The sequence below is a fragment of the Methylophilus sp. 'Pure River' genome (assembly GCF_046765995.1).
Classification (GTDB): domain Bacteria; phylum Pseudomonadota; class Gammaproteobacteria; order Burkholderiales; family Methylophilaceae; genus Methylophilus.
On sequence record NZ_JBKOUE010000004.1, the window covers coordinates 187,895 to 208,634 of the forward strand.

General features: G+C 52.0%; 16 protein-coding genes. 11 read left to right on the forward strand and 5 right to left on the reverse strand.

Features of this window, described 5'->3' with window-relative positions; translation table 11 throughout:
* Window positions 1-113: 113 nt before the first annotated feature.
* On the reverse strand, window positions 114-485 hold the full coding sequence (rpsT, locus tag ACIDE9_RS06300) for a 30S ribosomal protein S20 (RefSeq protein WP_019881458.1): 372 nt from the start codon (window positions 483-485) through the stop codon (window positions 114-116).
* Between the two features lie 207 nt (window positions 486-692).
* Here rpsT and murJ point away from each other — a divergent pair, with 207 nt between their 5' ends.
* Genes murJ through ACIDE9_RS06325 form a run of 5 tightly spaced genes read left to right on the forward strand, consistent with a single transcriptional unit; the run spans window position 693 to window position 6,850 of the window.
* Window positions 693-2,237, forward strand: coding sequence for a murein biosynthesis integral membrane protein MurJ (gene murJ, locus ACIDE9_RS06305; protein WP_411993725.1), 1,545 nt, complete (start codon window positions 693-695; stop codon window positions 2,235-2,237).
* A complete protein-coding gene (locus tag ACIDE9_RS06310; RefSeq protein WP_411993558.1) occupies window positions 2,237-3,130 on the forward strand; it encodes a bifunctional riboflavin kinase/FAD synthetase in 894 nt (297 codons plus the stop codon). Before murJ ends, ACIDE9_RS06310 begins: the two co-directional genes overlap by 1 nt.
* Window positions 3,131-3,181: 51 nt before the next feature.
* Window positions 3,182-6,040 (forward strand): isoleucine--tRNA ligase, encoded by a 2,859-nt coding sequence (gene ileS, locus ACIDE9_RS06315; protein WP_411993560.1) that lies wholly within the window; start codon window positions 3,182-3,184, stop codon window positions 6,038-6,040.
* Window positions 6,033-6,518, forward strand: coding sequence for a signal peptidase II (gene lspA / locus ACIDE9_RS06320; protein WP_411993562.1), 486 nt, complete (start codon window positions 6,033-6,035; stop codon window positions 6,516-6,518). The genes ileS and lspA overlap by 8 nt, the downstream gene beginning before the upstream one ends.
* Before the next feature lie 14 nt (window positions 6,519-6,532).
* Complete coding sequence (locus tag ACIDE9_RS06325; RefSeq protein ID WP_411993564.1) at window positions 6,533-6,850, forward strand: DUF1905 domain-containing protein; 318 nt, start codon at window positions 6,533-6,535, stop codon at window positions 6,848-6,850.
* Here ACIDE9_RS06325 and ACIDE9_RS06330 read toward each other — a convergent pair.
* A complete protein-coding gene (locus ACIDE9_RS06330; RefSeq protein WP_411993566.1) occupies window positions 6,822-9,155 on the reverse strand; it encodes a putative bifunctional diguanylate cyclase/phosphodiesterase in 2,334 nt (777 codons plus the stop codon). The genes ACIDE9_RS06325 and ACIDE9_RS06330 overlap by 29 nt on opposite strands.
* A gap of 47 nt (window positions 9,156-9,202) precedes the next feature.
* Complete coding sequence (locus ACIDE9_RS06335; RefSeq protein ID WP_411993568.1) at window positions 9,203-10,099, reverse strand: DUF808 domain-containing protein; 897 nt, start codon at window positions 10,097-10,099, stop codon at window positions 9,203-9,205.
* Between the two features lie 62 nt (window positions 10,100-10,161).
* Between ACIDE9_RS06335 and ACIDE9_RS06340 the strand changes: the two genes are divergently transcribed.
* The 5 genes from ACIDE9_RS06340 to ACIDE9_RS06360 all read left to right on the forward strand — a co-directional run bounded on the left by ACIDE9_RS06340 (window position 10,162) and on the right by ACIDE9_RS06360 (window position 15,067).
* Window positions 10,162-10,596, forward strand: coding sequence for a DUF2946 domain-containing protein (locus ACIDE9_RS06340; RefSeq protein ID WP_411993570.1), 435 nt, complete (start codon window positions 10,162-10,164; stop codon window positions 10,594-10,596).
* A 63-nt stretch (window positions 10,597-10,659) separates the two neighbouring features.
* Window positions 10,660-10,908, forward strand: a complete 249-nt coding sequence (locus tag ACIDE9_RS06345) for a helix-turn-helix domain-containing protein (protein WP_411993572.1) — start codon at window positions 10,660-10,662, stop codon at window positions 10,906-10,908.
* A 73-nt stretch (window positions 10,909-10,981) separates the two neighbouring features.
* Window positions 10,982-13,054, forward strand: coding sequence for a TonB-dependent receptor family protein (locus ACIDE9_RS06350; protein WP_411993574.1), 2,073 nt, complete (start codon window positions 10,982-10,984; stop codon window positions 13,052-13,054).
* 65 nt (window positions 13,055-13,119) lie between these two features.
* Complete coding sequence (locus ACIDE9_RS06355) at window positions 13,120-13,599, forward strand: copper uptake system-associated protein (protein WP_411993577.1); 480 nt, start codon at window positions 13,120-13,122, stop codon at window positions 13,597-13,599.
* Window positions 13,589-15,067 carry a PepSY domain-containing protein gene (locus tag ACIDE9_RS06360; protein ID WP_411993579.1) on the forward strand — a complete coding sequence of 493 codons (1,479 nt, stop codon included), beginning with the start codon at window positions 13,589-13,591 and terminating at the stop codon, window positions 15,065-15,067. Before ACIDE9_RS06355 ends, ACIDE9_RS06360 begins: the two co-directional genes overlap by 11 nt.
* A 47-nt stretch (window positions 15,068-15,114) precedes the next feature.
* On the opposite strand, the gene ACIDE9_RS06365 is transcribed toward ACIDE9_RS06360, so the two are convergent.
* Window positions 15,115-16,398, reverse strand: a complete 1,284-nt coding sequence (locus ACIDE9_RS06365; RefSeq protein ID WP_194752923.1) for an HD-GYP domain-containing protein — start codon at window positions 16,396-16,398, stop codon at window positions 15,115-15,117.
* Window positions 16,391-19,333 (reverse strand): EAL domain-containing protein, encoded by a 2,943-nt coding sequence (locus tag ACIDE9_RS06370; RefSeq protein ID WP_411993581.1) that lies wholly within the window; start codon window positions 19,331-19,333, stop codon window positions 16,391-16,393. Before ACIDE9_RS06370 ends, ACIDE9_RS06365 begins: the two co-directional genes overlap by 8 nt.
* A 145-nt stretch (window positions 19,334-19,478) precedes the next feature.
* On the opposite strand from ACIDE9_RS06370, the gene ACIDE9_RS06375 reads away from it, so the two are divergent.
* On the forward strand, window positions 19,479-20,666 hold the full coding sequence (locus tag ACIDE9_RS06375) for a sialidase family protein (protein WP_411993583.1): 1,188 nt from the start codon (window positions 19,479-19,481) through the stop codon (window positions 20,664-20,666).
* Window positions 20,667-20,740 lie beyond the last annotated feature (74 nt).

The window sequence follows — 20,740 nt, forward strand, 5'->3', positions numbered from 1 at the left end:
AAGCCCGGCATGTCCGGGCTTTTTTTGTGTCTGGTTTTTGCAGCGTGGCGGATGTTAGTCAATAAAAAAGCCGGACATGCGTCCGGCTCTTTTAGTATGCACCCCTACTGAAATTATTCAGCAGCTTTTTTCGCGCGAGGCTTGGCAGCTTTTTTAGCTGGTGCCGCTTCGGCTTTAGGTGCAGCTGCTTTTTTCACAGAAGCCAAAGTCGCAGGTGTGTCACCGGACAATGCTTTGATCGCAGCAGTCAAACGGCTCTTATGACGAGCAGCTTTGTTTTTGTGAATGATTTTCTTGTCAGCGATACGGTCGATCACGCTAACGTTTTCTTGGTAAGAAGCCACAGCAGCAGCTTTGTCACCAGTTTGAATCGCTTTGATTACTTTTTTGATCGCAGTACGCAAAGTAGAACGCAACGCAGCATTGTGCGCATTTACTTTGACGGATTGGCGCGCGCGTTTGCGGGCTTGTGCGGTATTTGCCATATTCGTTTTATCCTGTAACTTTCAAAAGGGGTGTGATACGAAACCGTGCATCATACTGTTTTTACTTTGTTTTTGCAAGATTAAAAACGCATTTAGTCGATTGATTGTTGCTGCATGGTAAAATCGGCCAACTTTTCAATCTGCTGACAGTTCGCTGTGAGCAATAAGCTGCCAAAAATAGATGAAGGCGCGTATTTTCCACCATTTATGAATTTGCTCAAAGCACTGGCCACCGTAGGTGGTATGACGTTTATCTCGCGCCTGCTCGGCTTTGTCCGTGACACACTGATTGCCCGTATTTTTGGCGCGGGCATGGCGACTGATGCCTTTTTTGTTGCGTTTAAAATCCCCAACCTGTTACGCCGTATTTCTGGCGAGGGCGCATTTAGCCAGGCCTTTGTGCCTATCCTTTCCGAGTACCGCAAGCAGCGTACGCCTGAGGCGACCAAGGCATTGATTAATCATGTGGCCAGTTTGCTGGGCCTGTTTTTGGTGGCGATTACTATTGTTGGTATGCTGGCGGCGCCGCTGATTGTGCGCCTGACTTCGCCGGGCTTTGTGCATGACCCGGCCAAGTTTGCATTGACCACTGAATTATTACGTATCACCTTTCCTTATATCCTGTTTATTTCGCTGGTATCCATGGCAGGTGGGGTGCTCAATGCATTCAGCAAATTCCAGGTGCCTGCCTTTACGCCAGTCTGGCTTAATTTGAGCTTTATTACGGCGGCGATTTTTATTGCGCCGCATTTCCACAATTCCGTCTACGTGCTTGCTTGGGCGGTGTTTGTGGGCGGCATTATCCAGTTGCTCTATCAGTTGCCTTACCTGCAGGAAATCGGCATGTTGCCGCGCTATGCACTTAACTTTGAGGATGAGGGCGTGCGCCGCATCCTTAAGTTGATGGGCCCCGCTATTTTCGGCGTGTCTGTGGCGCAGATTTCCATCGTGCTGAATAATATTTTTGCTTCATTTATGCCCACCGGCAGTGTGTCCTGGCTGTATTATGCCGATCGCCTGATGGAGTTCCCGACCGGTGTACTGGGCGTGGCATTAGGCACGATTTTGTTGCCCAGTTTATCCAAGGCGCATGTAGATAAATCCAGCGTCGAGTTTTCATTATTGCTGGACTGGGGCTTGCGCCTGACCTTTATGCTCGCCATTCCAGCGGCGGTGGCGATGGCTGTGCTTTCCAAACCGCTGGTCGCCAGCCTGTTTTATTACGGCAAGTTCACCTCTATGGATGTGTTGCAAACCGAGCGCGCATTGATTGCGTATAGCCTGAGCCTGCTTGGCCTGATTATGGTGAAGGTGCTGGCACCGGGGTTTTATGCCCGCCAGAACGTCAAAACACCGGTTAAAATTGCCATCTTTACCCTGGTCATGACACAAATCATGAATGTGGCTTTCTTGTGGTTTACCTCGTTGCAACATGCTGGATTGGCGCTGGCCGTTGGCCTCGGGGCTTGTCTGAACGCGACCTTGCTTTGGGTGACGTTACAGAAATCCGGCGCCTATCAGCCACAGGCTGGTTGGGTGTTGTTCTTGCTCAAACTGCTGGTGGCGGTGACCGTCATGGCACTGGTGTTGCATGCGGCGGCGACCTGGTCCGGTGATTGGTTGGCCATGGCGACATTGACCCGCATGGCGCATCTGGCAGGCATCGTCGTGCTGGGCATGAGTGTGTATTTTGCTGCACTCGGCCTGCTTGGTTTTCGGCCAAGGGACTTTATGAAACGGGTGGCTAAATAATGCAGATATTTCGCCATATTCCAGCAGCATCTTCGCCGCAAGCGATCGCGATCGGCAATTTTGATGGCATGCATTTGGGGCACCAGGCCTTGCTGCGTCAACTGGTTGCCTATGCGCAAACCTACAAAATCACGCCCGCCGTGATGACCTTTGAGCCACATCCGCGCGAGTTTTTCATGCCGCAAAACGCGCCTGCTCGTTTGGCATCGATGCGCGAAAAATTGGAATATTTTGCCGAGTGTGGTGTGCAGCATGTCTATGTGCAGCGCTTTAATCGGGCGTTTGCCGCACAGAGCCCAGCCACGTTTATGCAGGTGTTGCGACAGCAACTCAATGCCAATGTGGTCATGGTTGGTGAGGATTTCTGCTTTGGTGCCAAGCGTGCAGGCGCCGTGCAAACATTGATCGAACATGGCTTCAATGTGATTCCGCTGCCCGAAGTGCAGTTACATGGCGAGCGTGTCTCCAGCACGCTGGTGCGTAATGCGCTGGCGGCAGGCGAACTGGTCAAGGCGCATACCTTGCTTGATCGCCCGTACAGCATTAGTGGCAAGGTGGTGCATGGTGCCAAGCTCGGGCGCCAGTTGGGTTACCCGACAGCCAATGTACATATGCGCCATGAACGGCCTGCACTGACCGGGGTTTATGCGGTAAAATTGAACAATTTACCGGCGGTTGCCAATTTGGGTAATCGGCCGACCCTGGAAGGCATCCCCAAACTCAAGCTTGAAGTGCATGTGTTTGATTTTAATGGTGATCTTTACGATCAGCATGTGCATGTGCAGTTTTTTCATAAACTGCGTGACGAACAAAAATTTGCCGGGCTGGATGCATTGAAGGCGCAAATTGCGCTGGATGCCTTGCAGGCAAAACAATATTTTAGCCACGGATAAGCGCTGAACATCGATCAGCCTCAATCTGTGGCTGATTTTTTGGATATTTAAATGACTGACCAAACCAAAGATTCAAAATATAAACTGAATTTACCTGAAACCAGTTTCCCCATGCGCGGTGACTTGTCCAAGCGCGAACCGGCCTGGTTAAAAAGCTGGCAAGAGCGCAAGGTGTACGAACGCATCCGCGCCAAGCGCAAAGGCGCGCCAACATTTATTCTGCACGACGGCCCACCGTACGCCAACGGTGATATTCACATTGGTCACGCCGTCAATAAAATCCTCAAGGACATCATTATCAAGGCCAAAACCATGAGTGGTTTTGACGCGCCTTATGTGCCGGGCTGGGATTGCCACGGCCTGCCGATTGAGCTGGTGGTGGAGAAAAACCACGGCAAGAATATTGATCCGGCCAAGTTCCGTGAATTGTGCCGTGCCTATGCCGCCGAGCAGGTCGAAAAGCAGAAAAAAGACTTTATCCGCCTGGGCGTATTGGGTGACTGGGATCATCCTTACCTGACCATGGCATTTAACACCGAGGCCGATATCATGCGTGCCCTGGGTGATATCTACCAGAATGGTTATCTGTATCAAGGCTCCAAGCCGGTGCACTGGTGTGTGGACTGCGGCTCTGCCCTGGCTGAAGCCGAGGTGGAATACGAAGACGTCAATTCACCTGCGATTGATGTCGGTTTCAAGGTGGTAGATAACGCTGCATTGAGCAAAGCATTTGGTTCTGCCGTGAATGGTGATGCCTATGCCGTGATCTGGACCACAACGCCATGGACGCTACCTGCCAACCAGGCGGTAAGTGTGAATGCCGAGCTGGATTATGACCTGATTCAAACCAGCAAAGGCTTGCTGATCCTGGTGCGTGATCTGGCAGAAAAAACCTTGGCCAGATATGCAGAGGAAAATACTTCTGTCATCGCCAGTTGCAAGGGCGAAGCTTTGCGTGGTTTGCTGTTACAGCATCCGTTCGACAACCGCCAGGTGCCAGTGATCACGGGTGACCACGTGACGACCGATGCCGGTACCGGGTTGGTGCATACGGCTGCCGCCCATGGTAACGATGACTGGTTGGTGATGCGCGCCAATTTCCCTAATGAAAAACCGCGCGTACTCATTGGTGGTGATGGCAAATTCTTTAGCAGCGAGTTGGTTGAATTTGTAGAAATCCGCGGCCTGAGTCGCCAAGATGCTAACAAGATCATCCTGGCCAAGTTGCAGGAAAATGGCGTGTTGTTGGCCTCTGCGCGTTTAAACCACAGCTTCCCGCATTGCTGGCGTCATAAAACGCCACTGATGCAATTGGCGACGCACCAGTGGTTTATCGGCATGAACTCTGTCGGCCCAGATGGCAAAGCCTTGCGTGAGCATGCAAATACAGCAGTCGACGCGACACAGTTCTTCCCGAGCTGGGGCCGTGCGCGCCTGGAAGCCATGATCAAGAATCGCCCAGACTGGTGCGTGTCACGCCAGCGTAACTGGGGTGTACCTATGCCTTTCTTTGTCCACAAGGAAACAGGCGAACCACATCCAGAAACCATGCACTTGCTGGAAACCGTATGCAAGCAGGTAGAACAGCAGGGTATAGAGGCCTGGTTCAGCCTGGATGGCGCCGCTTTCCTCGCCCAGCATGCGCCAGCGAATGCCGAGCAGTATAAAAAAGTGACGGATACCTTGGACGTCTGGTTTGACTCAGGCGCCACGCATTATGCCGTGGTGCGTTCTGCGCAACATCCAACCTTGTCGGCCGCTGCAAACGTGCGTGAGGCCGAACACCAGCCAGTGGCCGACCTGTACCTCGAGGGCTCAGACCAGCACCGTGGCTGGTTCCAGTCCAGCTTGCTGACCGGTTGTGCGATTGACGGCACTGCGCCTTACAAGGCCTTGCTGACGCATGGTTTTGTGGTTGATGGCGCTGGCCATAAAATGAGTAAATCCAAAGGTAACGTCGTCGCGCCACAAAAAGTCATGGATACTTATGGCGCCGATATTCTGCGTTTATGGGTGGCGTCGACCGATTATTCTGGTGAGCTGACCATCAGTGATGAGATTCTCAAGCGTGTCGCCGATGGCTATCGCCGTATCCGTAATACCTTGCGTTTCCTGCTCTCGAACCTGGCTGATTTTGATGCCAGCAAAGACCTGCTGCCTGTTGACCAGTGGCTGGAAATCGACCGCTATGCGCTACACCTGACACAGCAATTGCAAACAGGCATTCTGGCGGATTACGATAAATACGAATTCCACCTGGCCGTGCAAAAGTTTGTCGGCTTCTGCTCTGAAGATTTAGGTGGTTTCTACCTGGATATCCTTAAGGATCGCCTGTATACCAGCGGTGAAACTTCACATGCGCGTCGTGCGGCACAAAGTGCCTTGCATCACATCACGCATGCCATGATGCGTCTGATGGCGCCGATTTTGAGTTTCACTGCCGATGAAATCTGGCAGACACTGGGCCTGGATAGCGTGGCCACCGTGTTTGAAGAGGACTGGTATGGCTTGCCGGAGTGTGGTTTGAGTGACAGCCAACTGCAACATTGGCAAACCGTGATTGCCTTGCGTGCGCAAGCTGCCAAGGAAATCGAGGTGTTACGCGGTGAGGGCAAAGTTGGCTCTTCATTGCAAGCCGAATTGGAATTTTATGTCGCACCGGAAACGTTTGAGGCATTAAACAGCCTAGAAGATGATTTGCGCTTTGTCATGATTACCTCCAGCGCGACGACTTACAAAGTGGCCGATGCCGCGGCACAGAAAATCCTGGTTAAACCAAGCGTGCATCAGAAATGTGACCGCTGCTGGCATTACCGTGCCGATGTTGGCAGTGATGCTGCGCACCCGACCATTTGTGGCCGTTGCGTAAGCAACCTGTTTGGCAATGGTGAAGTGCGCAAATATGCTTAAACTGCGTTCGGCTTTGCCTTGGTTGATATTGAGTGCCATCGTGATCGCGCTCGATCTCTACAGCAAGCATTTGGTGCAGCAGGCGTTCGTCTATGGCGAGCACTTGCCGGTCACTGGCTTTTTTGACCTGGTGCGTTACCACAACACAGGCGCGGCCTTCAGCTTTTTAGCTGATGCTGGTGGCTGGCAGCATGGTTTCTTTACGGCAGTTTCTACGCTGGCTTCGGCCGTGATGGTCTATCTGCTGGTCAAGCATCCACAAAAAAAGCTGTTCTGTTTTGGCTTGGCACTGGTATTGGGCGGCGCCTTGGGTAATTTGTATGACCGGTTAACGCTGGGCTATGTGGTCGATTTTTTGCTGTTTTATTACCAGCAGCAATGGGCCTGGCCTGCATTTAATGTGGCCGATAGTGCTATCTGTATCGGGGTGGGCTTGTTGATGCTGGATAGTTTTAAACAGCCAAACACATCGTTGTAGCTAGAAGCGGGGCCATGATGGATGGGCTGCAATATACCTTTAGTGATGTCATCAAACAGTGGGTAGGCAGTAAAAGCACCTGGCACTATGTCAGCTTACCGGTGGCCATGTCAGATGAGATTCATACACTGAGCCAGTATCACCAGACCAAGCGTCGTGGTTGGGGTGCGGTGAAAGTGGAGGTGAGTATGGGAAACCAGCAATGGCAAACCTCCATATTTCCGGCGTTTGAAGGTAAGCGCTATGCGCTGTTTTTAAAGGCAGATGTGCGTAAGCAGTTGGCGGTGACGGTAGGCAGTGAGGTTACCGTGTCATTAACAGTTCGGTTTTAGACGTTAACCCGCCGCCTGGTTGGGTAGCGGTTAATAGTTTGTGTATATCCTCTATCGGCATCGGCCTGCCGAGCAAAAATCCCTGTATGCAGTCGCAGCCGGTATCGCGTAAAAAGTCGAGTTGGGCCTGGGTTTCTATGCCTTCAACCACCACCGAAATCCCCAGAATACCTGCGGTTTTTACAATCGTGCTGACAATTTCACTGTCAGCGGTGCTGTCCGGCACATCGACCATAAACGCACGGTCTATCTTCAGTTCATCAATCGGCAAATGTTTAAGCTTGAACAGCGATGAGTTACCGACACCAAAATCATCCAGCGATACGCGTACGCCAAGCTCCTTGAGTTGCTTGAGAATTTCCAGTGCCTGTTCCTCGTGCTCAAAAACGGCACTCTCGGTGATTTCCAGGGTAATGAGCGCAGGTGGGATCGCGTATTGTTGCAGGAGTTGGCTAATACGCAAAGGCAGGCCGTGGTCGCGGAACTGGCGTGGTGAAATGTTGATGGATAAGCCGACGGTTTGACCGTTTGTGTGTATCAACCCCGATAAGTGGCGAAAGGCTTCGCTGATGACCCATTCACCAATCGGCAGAATCAGCCCGGATTGCTCGGCATAGGGGATAAATTCGGCCGGGGAGGTAATATCGCCTTTGCTATTGCGCCAGCGGATCAGGGCTTCAATATTGGCGATGCGTGGCTGCGCCTGTTGGCTGACCTTGAATATCGGCTGAAAATGTAAAAAGAATTCCTGTTTTTTAATCGCTTTGCGTAGTTGCACATCGAGCCGGAAACGGTTTTGCGCCAGCTTGGTTTGCTCTTTGCAATAGAATAAAAACAGGTGCTGGGTCGAGCGTTTGGCGTGGGCCAGCGCGGTATTGGCGTTGCGCGCCAGTTGATCTGCATTGCTGGCATCGCGCGGGTAGAGACTGATGCCTATGCAGGCGTCGAGGATTAATTCATGGCCTTCTGCCAATACCGGTTTATGCACGATTTTGCATAAGTTGTGTGCCAGGTGCACGAGCTCGGCATCGGTTTTGTGGCGGCTGACGATCAGCGCGAATTTATCGCCATGTACACGGCCCAGTTCGCCGCAGTCATTGGTAATGTATTGTAGGCGCTGGGCGACTTCAAGCAGGAACAGGTCGCCAGTGCGGTGGCCAAAACTGTCATTAATACTTTGAAAGTGCTTTAAATCAATCATCAGCAAGGCGACCATGCCGCTGTCGTTGGCAGCATTGATGATGGCATGTTCCAGCAGATTGAGCATGGCGAGTCGGTTGGGCAAGCGGGTGAGCGGGTCACTGCGCGACAGTTGTAGGTACTCCATCTCTTTTTCGGCTAGGCGTTTTTCGGCGCGTAACAGGCGCTCGCTCTCGCGCAATAAAATGCTTTGCCTGACGGCGGAGAAAATCAGGATGGATGTCACCGAGCCGATCGCAATATGGTAGGCATACGGGTGCGGGCCGCTTTGCCACCAGATCAGCAGCAAGGTGCTGATGCTGAATATAAAAGCGATCACCGGAATCCAGCTACGCAAGCGGCGGCACTGGCGATGGAAGGCTGTTTTTTTGGCGATGCGCACTTGCCAGCCATAGAGGCCGCTGCCGATCAGCAGGTCGGCGACGGAGAAACCATAGTTAATCCAGAGGCTGGTTTGCGGGCTGTGGTTGAGTGCATTCAGGTTCCATTGCATCCAGCAGATGCCTAGCAGCGCGAGCCCGGCGCTGAGTAGCAGCCAGGGCAGCATCCAGGCTGGCCTTAAATAGGGGATGAGTAGCAGCGACACCAGGGCGGCGCTCAGCATGCTGGCCGGATAGGCAGTGAGCACGGCCAGTTGCAACAGGCTGACGTCTGCCGATTTTGGTAAATAAGAGATCAGCACATAGCCGAGGATGGCGATGCTGAAGGAGACGGCATCAATGGTAAATGCCCAGGTTTTTGAGCGCGAGAGCTGACTGCGCAAGGCGGTGATGAAGCCAATAATGAGGCAGGGGCCTAATAACGGGTAAAAAATATCCGATTGCGCCGGGAAGGCCGTTTGATGCGTCAGGACCTGGAATATCCATAATACCCCGCCGGTAAAGTAGGCGAAGGTGCCAATGACAAACCAGAGTTTACAGGCACGATGCGCAGGGTTAGCGCGGAAATAACCCAGGGTGGCAAGTATCAGGCAGGCGCTGATGGTGGACATCCAGTGGAGGTTATCCAGCCATAGCGCTGTTTTAGGCGTCGCGTTGAAGGAGGCCACTAGGCATAGCAGTAACACAGATACAGCAACAACAATAACTTTACGCGAAAGTGTCATGCAGCCCCCTTGTTTTTTGTCAATTCTAACAAGGGGTTAGAAAAAAACTAGTCCCTGCCGATAATTAATTTCACGATATGTATTAATCCAACACACAGTGCGCCAGCCAGTACGCCAACAGCGGCGTTTATCAGCAATGACCATTGTGAAAACTGCTCAACCAGCGCGTGTAGCGGGTGTATACCATGCGTAATAATACCGCCGCCGACTAGGAACATGGCAGCCGTGCCCAGCACACTCAGTAAGCGCATTAAATGCGGCACGATTTGCACCATGCCCCAGCCGAGTTTACGCGTCGCTTGTGACGGCAGGTGTGTCCCTGGGCGTTGCATCAGCCATAAACCAATATCATCCATTTTGACGATGAGGGCCACCAGGCCATACACACCTATGGTCATGACCACGGCAATCAGAGACAGCACCAGGATACGCTGCGTCAGCGCAGCATCGGCCACCACGCCTAAAGCAATGACGATAATTTCTGCCGACAGGATAAAGTCGGTGCGCACGGCGCCTTTGATTTTTTCTTGCTCCAGCACCACCAGGTCTGCCTGCGATTGCTGCATGGCTGTATGTATGGCTTGTGTATGGGTGTCTTCCTTGGCGTTGTGATGCAGTTTGTGCCAGACTTTTTCAAAGCCTTCAAAACACAAAAATGCGCCGCCTAGCATAAGCAGGGGCGTAATCAGCCAGGGTAAAAACGCGCTGATCAATAAAGCCGCAGGGACCAGAATGAGCTTGTTAATAAAAGAGCCGCGGGCCACCGCCCACACCACGGGTAATTCACGGTTTGCCGCAATACCAGTCACTTGCTGCGCATTCAGCGCCAGGTCATCGCCCAGGACCCCCGCTGTTTTCTTGGCGGCTAACTGACTCATGACCGACACGTCATCGAGCATAGTAGTGATGTCATCGAGTAATGCCAGCAGGCTGGATCCGGCCATGGTTTGTCCTGTATCAATGGGAATAGTTGTTTATTCTAAAGGATTCCCGTTAGAATAGCGGCATGGTAACGCTCAGATTTCAACGGTGGATGGCGCGCATGGCCTTGATGGCGATCATGCTGGCCGCGCTCGTGCCGACCCTGAGCCTGGCTTTCCCCATGCAAAGCGGTAAAGGCTTTGTGCAAGAAGTCTGTTCTACCCAAGGCAGCAAGCTGCTGATTCAGGTGGTCACCACGCAAGGCAAGCAATTATCCACCTTGATTGACTACAAGCCGTCACAAAAGCCGGTGTCACTCAGCCATCACCTCAATCATTGCCCGTTCTGCCATATGGCCATGGATGATATCGTGATGCCATCTTACAATCCGGCCTATATCCTGTTTCAGCAAGCACAGGCTGATGTCGCTTTAAGCGAATATCAAGCGCCTGTTGTTTCCAGTTTTTACCCGACTGCGCATACCACCCGCGCGCCCCCTCTGACTCCAAGCGCAATCTAGTTCCGTCAATTATTTGACGGGTTTAGCGTCTGCCTGTGATCCAGGCACGAATGGAGTCATCTCATGATTATTATCAATCTACAGGCAATGATATTTGCCAAGCAGGTGGAGTGGGCACGCCACATCACCCTCAAAGAAGTTGCCGAATCTACAGGCATCAGCCGCATGACCTTGCACCGCATGGTCAAAGATCCTACCTACAACGCATGCACCGAGCATTTGGGCAAGTTGTGCACTTATTTCGCGTGCGACATTAGTGCGCTGATCCGTTGGCAGCCAGAAGGTGCTGTCCGGCAAGTATTTGCGGCTTGATGTTTAAGGTATTTGTACTGCTTGTCTGATGGCAGGCAGTGCATATTGCGTAGAAAGAATAAGGGAATACAACATGAATAAAACAAAAATCTGCCTGGCTATTTTGGCGGCGATGCCTTACCTGGCACAAGCCGAGCATGAGGGCACAGTGCATCTCGATGAAGTCAATGTGGTAGCAACCAAAAACAAAGCGTCACTGACACAGCCGGATATTGAGACAGCAAAAGAAAGCTTATCTAAAACGGCAGGTGGCACGACCGTGGTGGATATGGAAAACGTGCGCGAAGGCCGTACCAGCAATATGCAGGATACGCTGGGTATGGCGACTGGCGTATTGGCACAATCACGCTTTGGAGCAGAAGAAACCCGCTTGTCGATTCGTGGCTCTGGCGTACAGCGCACTTTTCATGGTCGAGGCTTAAAACTGATGCAAGATGGCATGCCGACCAACCTGGCTGATGGTGGTTTTGATTTCCCCGCCATTGACCCGATGGCGGCGGATTATATTGAAGTCTATCGTGGTGCCAATGCCTTGCAGTATGGTTCAAGCAACTTAGGCGGCAGTATCAACTTTATTTCCAGAACTGGTTACAACGCACCTGCATTAGAAGTGCGCTCAGAGGGGGGTAGTTATGGATACTATCGGCTTGGTGTGAGTACCGGCGGCGTCAAAGATGATGTTGATTATTTTGTCACCGCCAGCAAGTATGGCACTAGCAGTTTCCGTGATAATGCACAACAAAGTGCGGATCGTTTAACCGGGAATGTAGGCATCAAGATCAGTGAAAAGGTTGAAACCCGTTTTTATTTTGGCTACACCAATAACGACTCGCAATTACCTAGCGCATTAACAAAGTCACAATTGAAAACAGATTCCAAGCTATCCACGGTCACTGGCGGGCCGTTGGCGGGACAAGGGATCAATGAGCGCGACATTAACGTCACCCGCGTAGCAAACAAAACCACGATTTTGTTTGATCAGAGCAAGCTGGAGTTAGGCGCCTTTTATTCCAGAAAGAGTTTGTTTCATCCAATTATCGACCTATTCGTCTTTGGTAACGATACCCTGGGCGTGATTGATCAGCAGTCTGATGATTATGGTTTATCAGCACGCTGGATCAAGGAAGGAGAGCTGTTTGGCCTCAAAAACGAGTTTGTGGCAGGCATGACGCCGACTTATGGGCACACTGATGCAAAGAACTTCCGTAATGTGAATGCGCACCGCGGTGCAAAAATAAATGATTATGACCAAAAAGCGAGCAATTTTGAGGTGTACGCAGAAGACAGGTTGAGCCTGGATGCACAGTGGACGGTGATTGCCGGATTGCAATATACGCGCTCAAAGCGTGACTCCAAAGACCAGATGATTACCTCTACTGGTGACCAGAGCTTTAAAGCAGACTACCACCAGACTAGCCCAAAGCTGGGCGTGTTATATCAGTTGCAACCGCATGTGCAGTTATTTGCGAATGCTTCCCGTAGTTTTGAGCCACCAAGCTTTGGTGAGCTGAATGTGGCGGTGGCAGGCACCCTGAAAGCACAGCGAGGGACCACTTACGAAATTGGTTCCAGAGGGAATGGTGAATATGTCGATTGGGATGTTGCACTCTATTATGCGCGCTTGCAGGACGAGTTGCTTGCATTAGGCACTGTAGCAAGTCCATCTACGATTAATGCAGATAGAACCATACACAAGGGTCTTGAGTTCGGGCTGACCGGGCGTTTACCGTATGATTTGCAATGGCGCTCCAGCTTGCTGATTAACAACTTCAAACTCGATGGTGACGCGTTATTCGGTAATAATCGGTTGCCAGGCATTCAACGCTCATTATTGAGAGCGGAGTTGGTTTATCGTGGCAGTGACTTTCTTGAAAACTTTTATATCGGCCCGACCATAGAGTGGTCTCCGCAGAGATACAACGTAGACTTTGCAGAAACGCTTTATGCAGATAGTTACTTTCTGTGGGGCATGAAAGCTGGGCAAAAAATTAACCAGCACTGGTCATGGTTTCTTGAGGGGCGCAATCTTTCTAACCAAAAATACGCAGCAACGACCGGTATTTCAGGTCGGTGGAATGGAACAGATGCATTGTTTTATCCTGGCGATGGCCGCACGGCTTACCTGGGTGTGACCTGGACTTATTAACCGTTATTACCGGGGGCAGTGCTCCCGGTTTTCTGGAGTGTGTTGTGAATCATTGGATCAAGTTAATGGTGTGTTCGTTGGCGCTGTGGTGGCCAGCGACGGTATTACATGCGCATGCTACACCAGCCGAATCGGCGGCAGAAAATGTGCAGTCTGTGGCTGCGGAAATGCATGAAACTTGGGATAAGCCCAATCAGCCATTGACGCTGCCAGTCATTGTTATCCGCCAGGGCATGGCGATTGCTGACTGGATTCAGGACGATAAAGGCGGGCGCGCTTTATTGAAATATCATCCTGCCCATCAGCATTGGCATACGCTACTATGCGGTGGCTCGGAATTGACTTCATCCAGGCATTTGGAAGCGGCCGGGATGTCCTCTGCCGATGCCCAGGCACTCGCGGTCTTGCTGCAAAACCACGAGCAGGACCTGACGGACGATCAGCGTCAACGGATAGACAGTTTTAAAGGCGTCGTGAAGTTTAGCAAGGGTCAGCCAGTGTCATCGACCGCCCATGATATGCATGGAGATACGCATGGCCATTAAGCACCTGTCAGTTCAACGCGGCTGGCTATTTTGGCACCAATGGATAGGCGTGATCGCTTGTATCGGCATGGTGCTGTGGGGGTTGTCCGGGGCGTCGCATCCCATCATTAGCCGTTTGCAACCGGCCCCAAAACAGTTTATGCCGCCACTGGCACCCGTCGATTTAAGCCAGGCGGTTTCACTGCCTGCATTGTTACAGCAACAGGCGATCACGCAGTTTCAGCATATCAGCCTGGTGCAGCTGGATGGCCAGGTTTATTACCGGATCGCACTCGCTGGTGCCGCCAGATATTTTTCGGTGATGAATGGTGAAGAGCGTGCAGGGGCCGAGAAGGCTGCAGCGATCAGCCTGGCCAATTATTACACCGGGCGTGATGCACCATCGGTACGCACGGTAGAAGCCGTGACCGATTTTGCGCCGGATTACCACCCAGTCAACCGTTTGTTGCCGGTTTGGCGTGTCGCCTATACAGGTGATGAGGGCTTGCGTGCCTATGTCGATACCGAGCAGTCCAGGTTGGCGACCTTGGTTGATGATCGTCGGGCCTTTTTGACCAAGGTATTCCAGTTCGGCCATAACTGGTCGTTTTTGCAGGCTTGCAGCATATTGCAACTGGCCGTCGCAACCGTGGTGCTGGTGCTGATTTTAGCCTCGGCCATCACCGGGATCACTCTTTACATTAAGCAGCGCAGAACCGCGCCTTACCGCTTAAAGCGTTGGGGGCTGCAGTGGTGGCATCGTGAGTTCGGTTTATGGGTGTCTCTGGTGATCCTGTTACTCGCCAGTACCGGCTTGTTCCACTTGTGGATGTCGGATATGCAGCAGCGCAGGCCTTTATTACACACGGCATTTGCCAGCGATAGTGCCGCGTTGAGTGCAGATGTCTGGTCACAACTGGCCACCGGCCAAGTGCTGAAGCTGGATATTTATGGCCGCGGCGCTACGTTGTTCTGGCAAATAATCCCCGTCACGGCTGGCACGCAAGGCTTGCCTTCTGCACAGGTAGCGGCCATGCATCAGCATCATGCTGCTATGTCGCCTGCGCCTGCCGCACCGGTATTATGGCTAACCGGGCCACACGCCGTGACTGCGCTCACGCCACAAGCCTATGCAACAGCATGGCTCGCAAACATTGCCGAAACAGCGCAGCCTGGCATTGAATCCGTGCAGTGGGTCACGGCATTTGCCAATGAATACGGGTTTATTTTCAAACGCTTGCCGGTGTTAAAAGTGCAAACGACACAAGCGCAACACGCATGTTTTTACCTGGAACCTGCCACCGGTGCGCTGGCCGCCCGCGTCGATGACAACGATGGTCTGGAAGGCTTTATTTTTGCCTATCTGCACAAATGGAGTTTTCAGTCTGTGAGTAAGGATGTGCGCGATGTGTTGGCGATATTCGCGGCGCTGGCTGTGAGCCTGACGGGGGTGCTAGGCGCTTATCTGTTTGCCAGGAAGCGTAGTTGAGCGGTGCGGCGCCCTGGAAGCCGGTGATTGTTCCAGGGCCGCATGCTTTAAGACGTCGCGTAAATCTTGTCCAAAAAGTAGCTGGTACGTTGTTTTAAACGCAACCTGTTTTGCAGCAGGTTAGGCAACTGTTCTGGTTTCAGGCACTGGATAATGTTGATGTCCAGCGCTTCCCTGAGGTCGATAATATCGCCTTCTTCTTCGCGGTCGTCACTCAGCATTTGAATAAATGGGCGCAAAGGTTGTTGCGGATTGGTCGACAGCACGGTGGCCAGTTTCTGGTCTGACAGGCGAATCACGCTACCAGGCGGGTAAATGCCCAGGCATTTGATAAAGCGTCTCAGAATGGTTTGGTCAAACTGGTGGCGCTGCTGTGCAAACATGACACTCAAGGCTTCGTAAGGCGTTTTTGTGTGTGCCGGATTAGACGGGTTGCACAGGTTATCGTACATATTGGCAATAATCAGGATATGCGATAACGGGTCAATCTGGTCACAATGCAGGCCTTTGGGATAGCCGCTACCATCGGCAAATTCATGATGCTGGGAAATCAGCGTCAATATTTTTCTGGGCACGGCGACATCTCGCAGCATATTCATGCCAAGCAAGACATGGGTTTGGTAAATAGCCGTTTCGCGTACACTCAGCGGGTCTTTTTTGAGCAGGATTTTGTCACTGATCTGGCGTTTGCCAATGTCGTGCAGAATGGCTGACATGCCTAAAATCACCAAATCTTCATCGGTAATGTCCAGGTTTTTAGCCAGCAACATGGCCACGACCAGCGTGTTCAATTCATGCTGGAAGTGCTGGTCACTGACACGGTGGCCATTCATGGCATGAATCGCGATGTCGCTCTCGGTCAGGGTGCTGGTAACCAGGTCTTCCACCAGCCTGGTGGCCATGCCATAGGCCTGATCCGGATGTTCAGTCGACAGCTTCTGAATATTCCTCACCTCTGTGCTGGTTTTCATGAACTTCTGTTCGCTTTCGGCCACCGCTTGCCTGAGCGCCAGTTGTTTTTTCTGGGCTGCACTTAATTCAGGGGCTGCATCAATGATTTCCACTTTAGGTGAGGCCGCTTTTTTCAGTGGGAACTCGACCACATTCTGCTGAGGTGTAATTCTCAGCGGCATGCTGGAGCTGCGTCTGGGGTCATAACGTAGCTGCTTCAATCCTAAAGACTTGATGGTCTCAATCTGTGATTCATCCGTGATCTTGAAGTTACTCACCGAAAATGGATGATCCATCCAGCCCAGGTCGAGGTGGATGTAGAGACCGATCTGAAGCTGGTCTATGTCGATATAGTAGGTGTCTGAGGCGTGATTAGGCATGGCGTTTTATTTTTCTTTGATTATTTAACACTAGTAACTGTAAAAAGTCGTCCGAGTTCACTGGATAAGCATACAGGTAGCCCTGTGCGGTCTGGCAGCCCAGTCGTTGTAAAAACTTTTCCTGTTCTTCGGTTTCGACCCCTTCGGCAACAACGGTGAATCCTAATTGTGTCGCCATCGCGTAGATCGCGCTGGTGATGGCGGCATCGTCTTTATCATCTGGCAGGTCTTTGACAAAACTGCGGTCGATCTTGATCTGATCCAACGGTAAGCGTTTCAGATGCGATAGCGAAGAGTAGCCGGTGCCAAAGTCGTCAATCGCGATGCTGACCCCTAACAGTTTTAACTGGTTAAAGGTGTCGACCACATGCTGGGTATGCTGCATCAGCGTGCTTTCGGTGATTTCCAGCTCAATGATAGACGGGTCGCACTCGCTTTCCATGAGGATGCCATACACGGTATCGGCAAACTTGCTCTTCATGATTTGCACACCGGAAACGTTGATGGCAATCTTCTTAAATTCCGGATGCGCTTTGTGCCAGGCGTGCGCTTGGCGCACCGCTTGTGCCAAGGCCCATTCGCCTATGCTTAAAATCAAACCGGTTTCTTCTGCCAGCGGGATAAATTTCGCCGGTGAAATAATGCCCTGTACCGGGTGTATCCAGCGTATCAGCGCCTCAGCACCAATGATCATGCCGGTGTTCAGGTCGATCTGCGCCTGGTAGAACATCTTGAGCTGATTTTTGGTCAGCGCCTGGCGCAACTCGGTTTCCAGCTGGAAGTGTTCTACAGCATCACGGCTCAACGCCACATCATAAAATGCGACATGGTTTTTACCGTTGTTTTTCACCTGGTACATGGCGAGGTCAGCCGCTTTAATCAGGCTTTCTACATCGTTGCCATCCTGTGGGTACATAGAGATACCAATGCTGGCACCGACAAAAATCTCATGATGGTCAATTATGAACTCACGTCTGAGCGCGTCCAGGATATCGTGTGCTTTTTGCGCAGCATCGGCTTTGCCATGCAGGTTTTCCAGCAGGATGATAAATTCATCGCCACCCAGGCGGCCGACAATATCAGACTCACGCAAAGCCGCGCGCAGACGCTCAGTGACGCCCAGCAGTAACTGGTCGCCGGAGTAATGGCCCAGGCTGTCATTAATGTTTTTAAACCGGTCCAGGTCAATAAACAGGACGGCGGCTTGCTGCTCATTGCGGTTGGCGCGCTGAATGGCATGTGTAAACAAATGGTTGATCAGTCTGCGGTTAGGCAGGCCGGTCAGCGGGTCATGGTTCACCAGTGAGTTGAGCTGCGTTTGTGAGCGCTTCATTTCACTAATATCGGCAAACACACCCACATAGTTGGTGATCACGTTGGCATGGTTGCGCACCGCTGTAATGGTCATCCACTCGGTATAAGTGTCGCCGTTTTTGCGTATGTTCTCAATTTCGCCCGACCATTTGCCATGGCGCTTGAGCGCCCCAAACAGGCCGCGTGGGCGTTGCCTGAAGATTTGCGGCTTGTGGCCCAGCACTTCAGATTCTTCATAGCCGGTAATCAGGGTGTAGCCCTGGTTAATCCCGACCAACTCGCCAGCCGGGTTCACAATCATGATGCCTTCAGTGGTGCTGTCAAAGGCAATTTTGGCCAGTTTGAGGTGTTTGCCGGTTTGTTCGCGGTCAATTGCCACACTCAATGTACGGCCAATGGCCATTAACGAGCCCAGCTCTTGTGAACTGGTATTTTCGGCATCGAAGCAGCGCTCAATCACCATGGATCCCCACCACTCATCATCAATCATGAGCGGCACAATCACCAGGTTGACGGTGTCATGCGATTTAAGCAAAGCGCGCTCTGAGGCTGGCAATGTCAGGGCGTCACACATCACCGGCTGACCTTTGGACAGCAGGCTATACCAGCGTTGCAGCTCAGGCGACAGGAAAGAAATTTTTTCCCAATGCTCGTAGGTAGTATGAAAGCCGTTCATTGCCCAGTGGAACAGGGCTTTGGAGCGGATATCGGTTTTTTTGCGGCTGGTGATGGTTTCGTGTTGCAGCAAAATCGCACGGCTAAAGCGGAACGACAGGCAGCATTGCTGCAAGACATTTTCCGCCACACTCTGCCAGCGCTCGGCTGAGTGCAGCATCCAGTCGCAAGAAATCAGCGTGTCCAACACCGCACTGCGGTTAAGCAACTGCGTTTGAATGAATTTCTGTTCGCTGACATCGCGCGCGACGGTAATCAGGTGGCTGGGCTGGTCTTTCTGGTCGTGATAGGCGACTTTATTCACTTCCAGTGTTTTGTAGCCACCTTGGGGTAAATGTACCAGTTCTTCATTGTGGTAAGCCTGGCGGGATTTCCATACCTGCTGGTCAGACTTTTCGTGATGTTCGAAGCTATTGCGGAACACCGGATGCAAGGTATCCGCAATTTGCAAATTGTTTAAGAACTGGTAGTCAAAACTATCAATCTGGAAGGTGTTCAGCATGTGCTGGTTGGCCATCATCCAGCGGTTGTCATTGTCTTTAATGCAAATCAGGTCCGGACTCATCTCAATCAGTGAGTGCACAATTGATTGCATGTGCAGCAATTGATCGACCAGCGTGCGTTCTTCTTCCTCCAGCATCAGGCCAATGGCACGGCGGCCTGATTGTGGATAGAACAAGCGGCATTTGAAGTCACGTTTTAAGCCATGAATAGGGGTGCTGATGTTTAATTCAGTTTTGCCCTCGCGCATGGCTTCGACCAGCGCTTGGCGAATCTCTTTGGGCAAGCCGTCTGCGAGCTCTCCCAGCAGGTTTTTCGCGGTGGTGCTGAGAGCGAGACACTGTGCCCGGCGATTGATGGCCAGCATAGGCATATCCGGCATGGTGACGGCCAGGGGCTGCAACCATGCTGTGCTATGATGATCAAAAACGGTTGGTAATGACATAGTTAAATCTGTTTCGGTCCGGTGTGCGTTGTAGTGCGGATAAGTGGGTTATCGGCGCGAATGCAAGCAAACTTTAGCGACATTAACTCTTGATAATTAAGGTAAATTTAAAGATGTTTTTAATTAATCTTCGGGTTGAGGCGTGATGGTCCAATCGTGGATAAAACCTGTGTTTTGGCTGGCTTGTTTGCTGTCATTGCAGGCGGTGCATGCGCATGAAACCCATCCCGAACACTCAGCCAGTGCATTGACCGTCAGCGTCACGGCCGATCATGGCGGGCGTGTGTGGCTGGCACAGGTCAAACAGGGCCAAGTCTGGGTGTCAGTCAGCGACGATGCGGGCAAGCATTTTAGCACCGAAGTCGCTGTTAATCCTGTGCCGATGACGATTGCCGCCGACGCAGAAGCGCGGCCAAATATTGCAGCAGGCGCTAATGGCGCGGTCTATGTCACCTGGACGGAGGCGCTGAAAAAGAACCACGCGGGCAATATCTGGTTTGCACGTTCGCTGGATGGCGGCAAAAAGTTTGAGGCGCCTTATATCGTGCATCAGCATCGCGAAGAAATCACCCATCGTAATGATGCTTTGCAGGTTGCGGCAGATGGCTCGATTACCGTCGCCTGGCTGGATAAGCGCGATATGCTGGCAGCTAAAGCCGCAGGTAAACCCTATGACGGCGCGGCGATTTACTATGCGGTGTCGCGCGATCAAGGCAAAAGCTTTAGTCTTGAACAGAAATTGGCTGATCACAGTTGCGAATGTTGCCGCATTGCCATGACCAGCAAGCCGGATGGCACCGTGGCCGTGTTGTGGCGGCATGTGTTCGAGGGCAACGAGCGCGATCACGCCATGGCGGAAATTGGCCCTGTGGGCAAGCCAGTGTTGGTACGCGCCAGTTATGGGCACTGGAAAATAGAAGGGTGCCCACATCATGGGGCTGCGCTGGCGGTGGGCGAAGGCTTTGGCTATCACCTGGCTTATTTTGATGGCGCGGGCGATAAGCCGGGCTTGCGTATCGCGCGCATGGACGGGCAGGCCTGGGTAACTTCGCCGCCGAGGCGCTTTGGCGATGCCAAGAGAAATGCAGGGCATCCGGCATTGTTGAGCGTCGGCGACCAGGTGTGGCTGGCCTGGCAGGAGCATGATCAGCATGGCGCCGACATTGTGGCGATGGCGTCGTCAGATGGTGGCAGAACCTGGGGTGCGCAGGTGGTCATTTTGCACAGCACTAGCAAGCTCGATTATCCGCAATGGCTGACTTTGCAAGGCCAGGCAACCCTGGCGGTAAACACTGCCGATCAAGGCTTGCAACTGTTGCCTTTCACGAATTAGACCCAACTCATAAAAACGTTTCAAAGTCGCGCCTATTTGATCTGCATCTATTGAAAATGCAAAAACCCACCGCA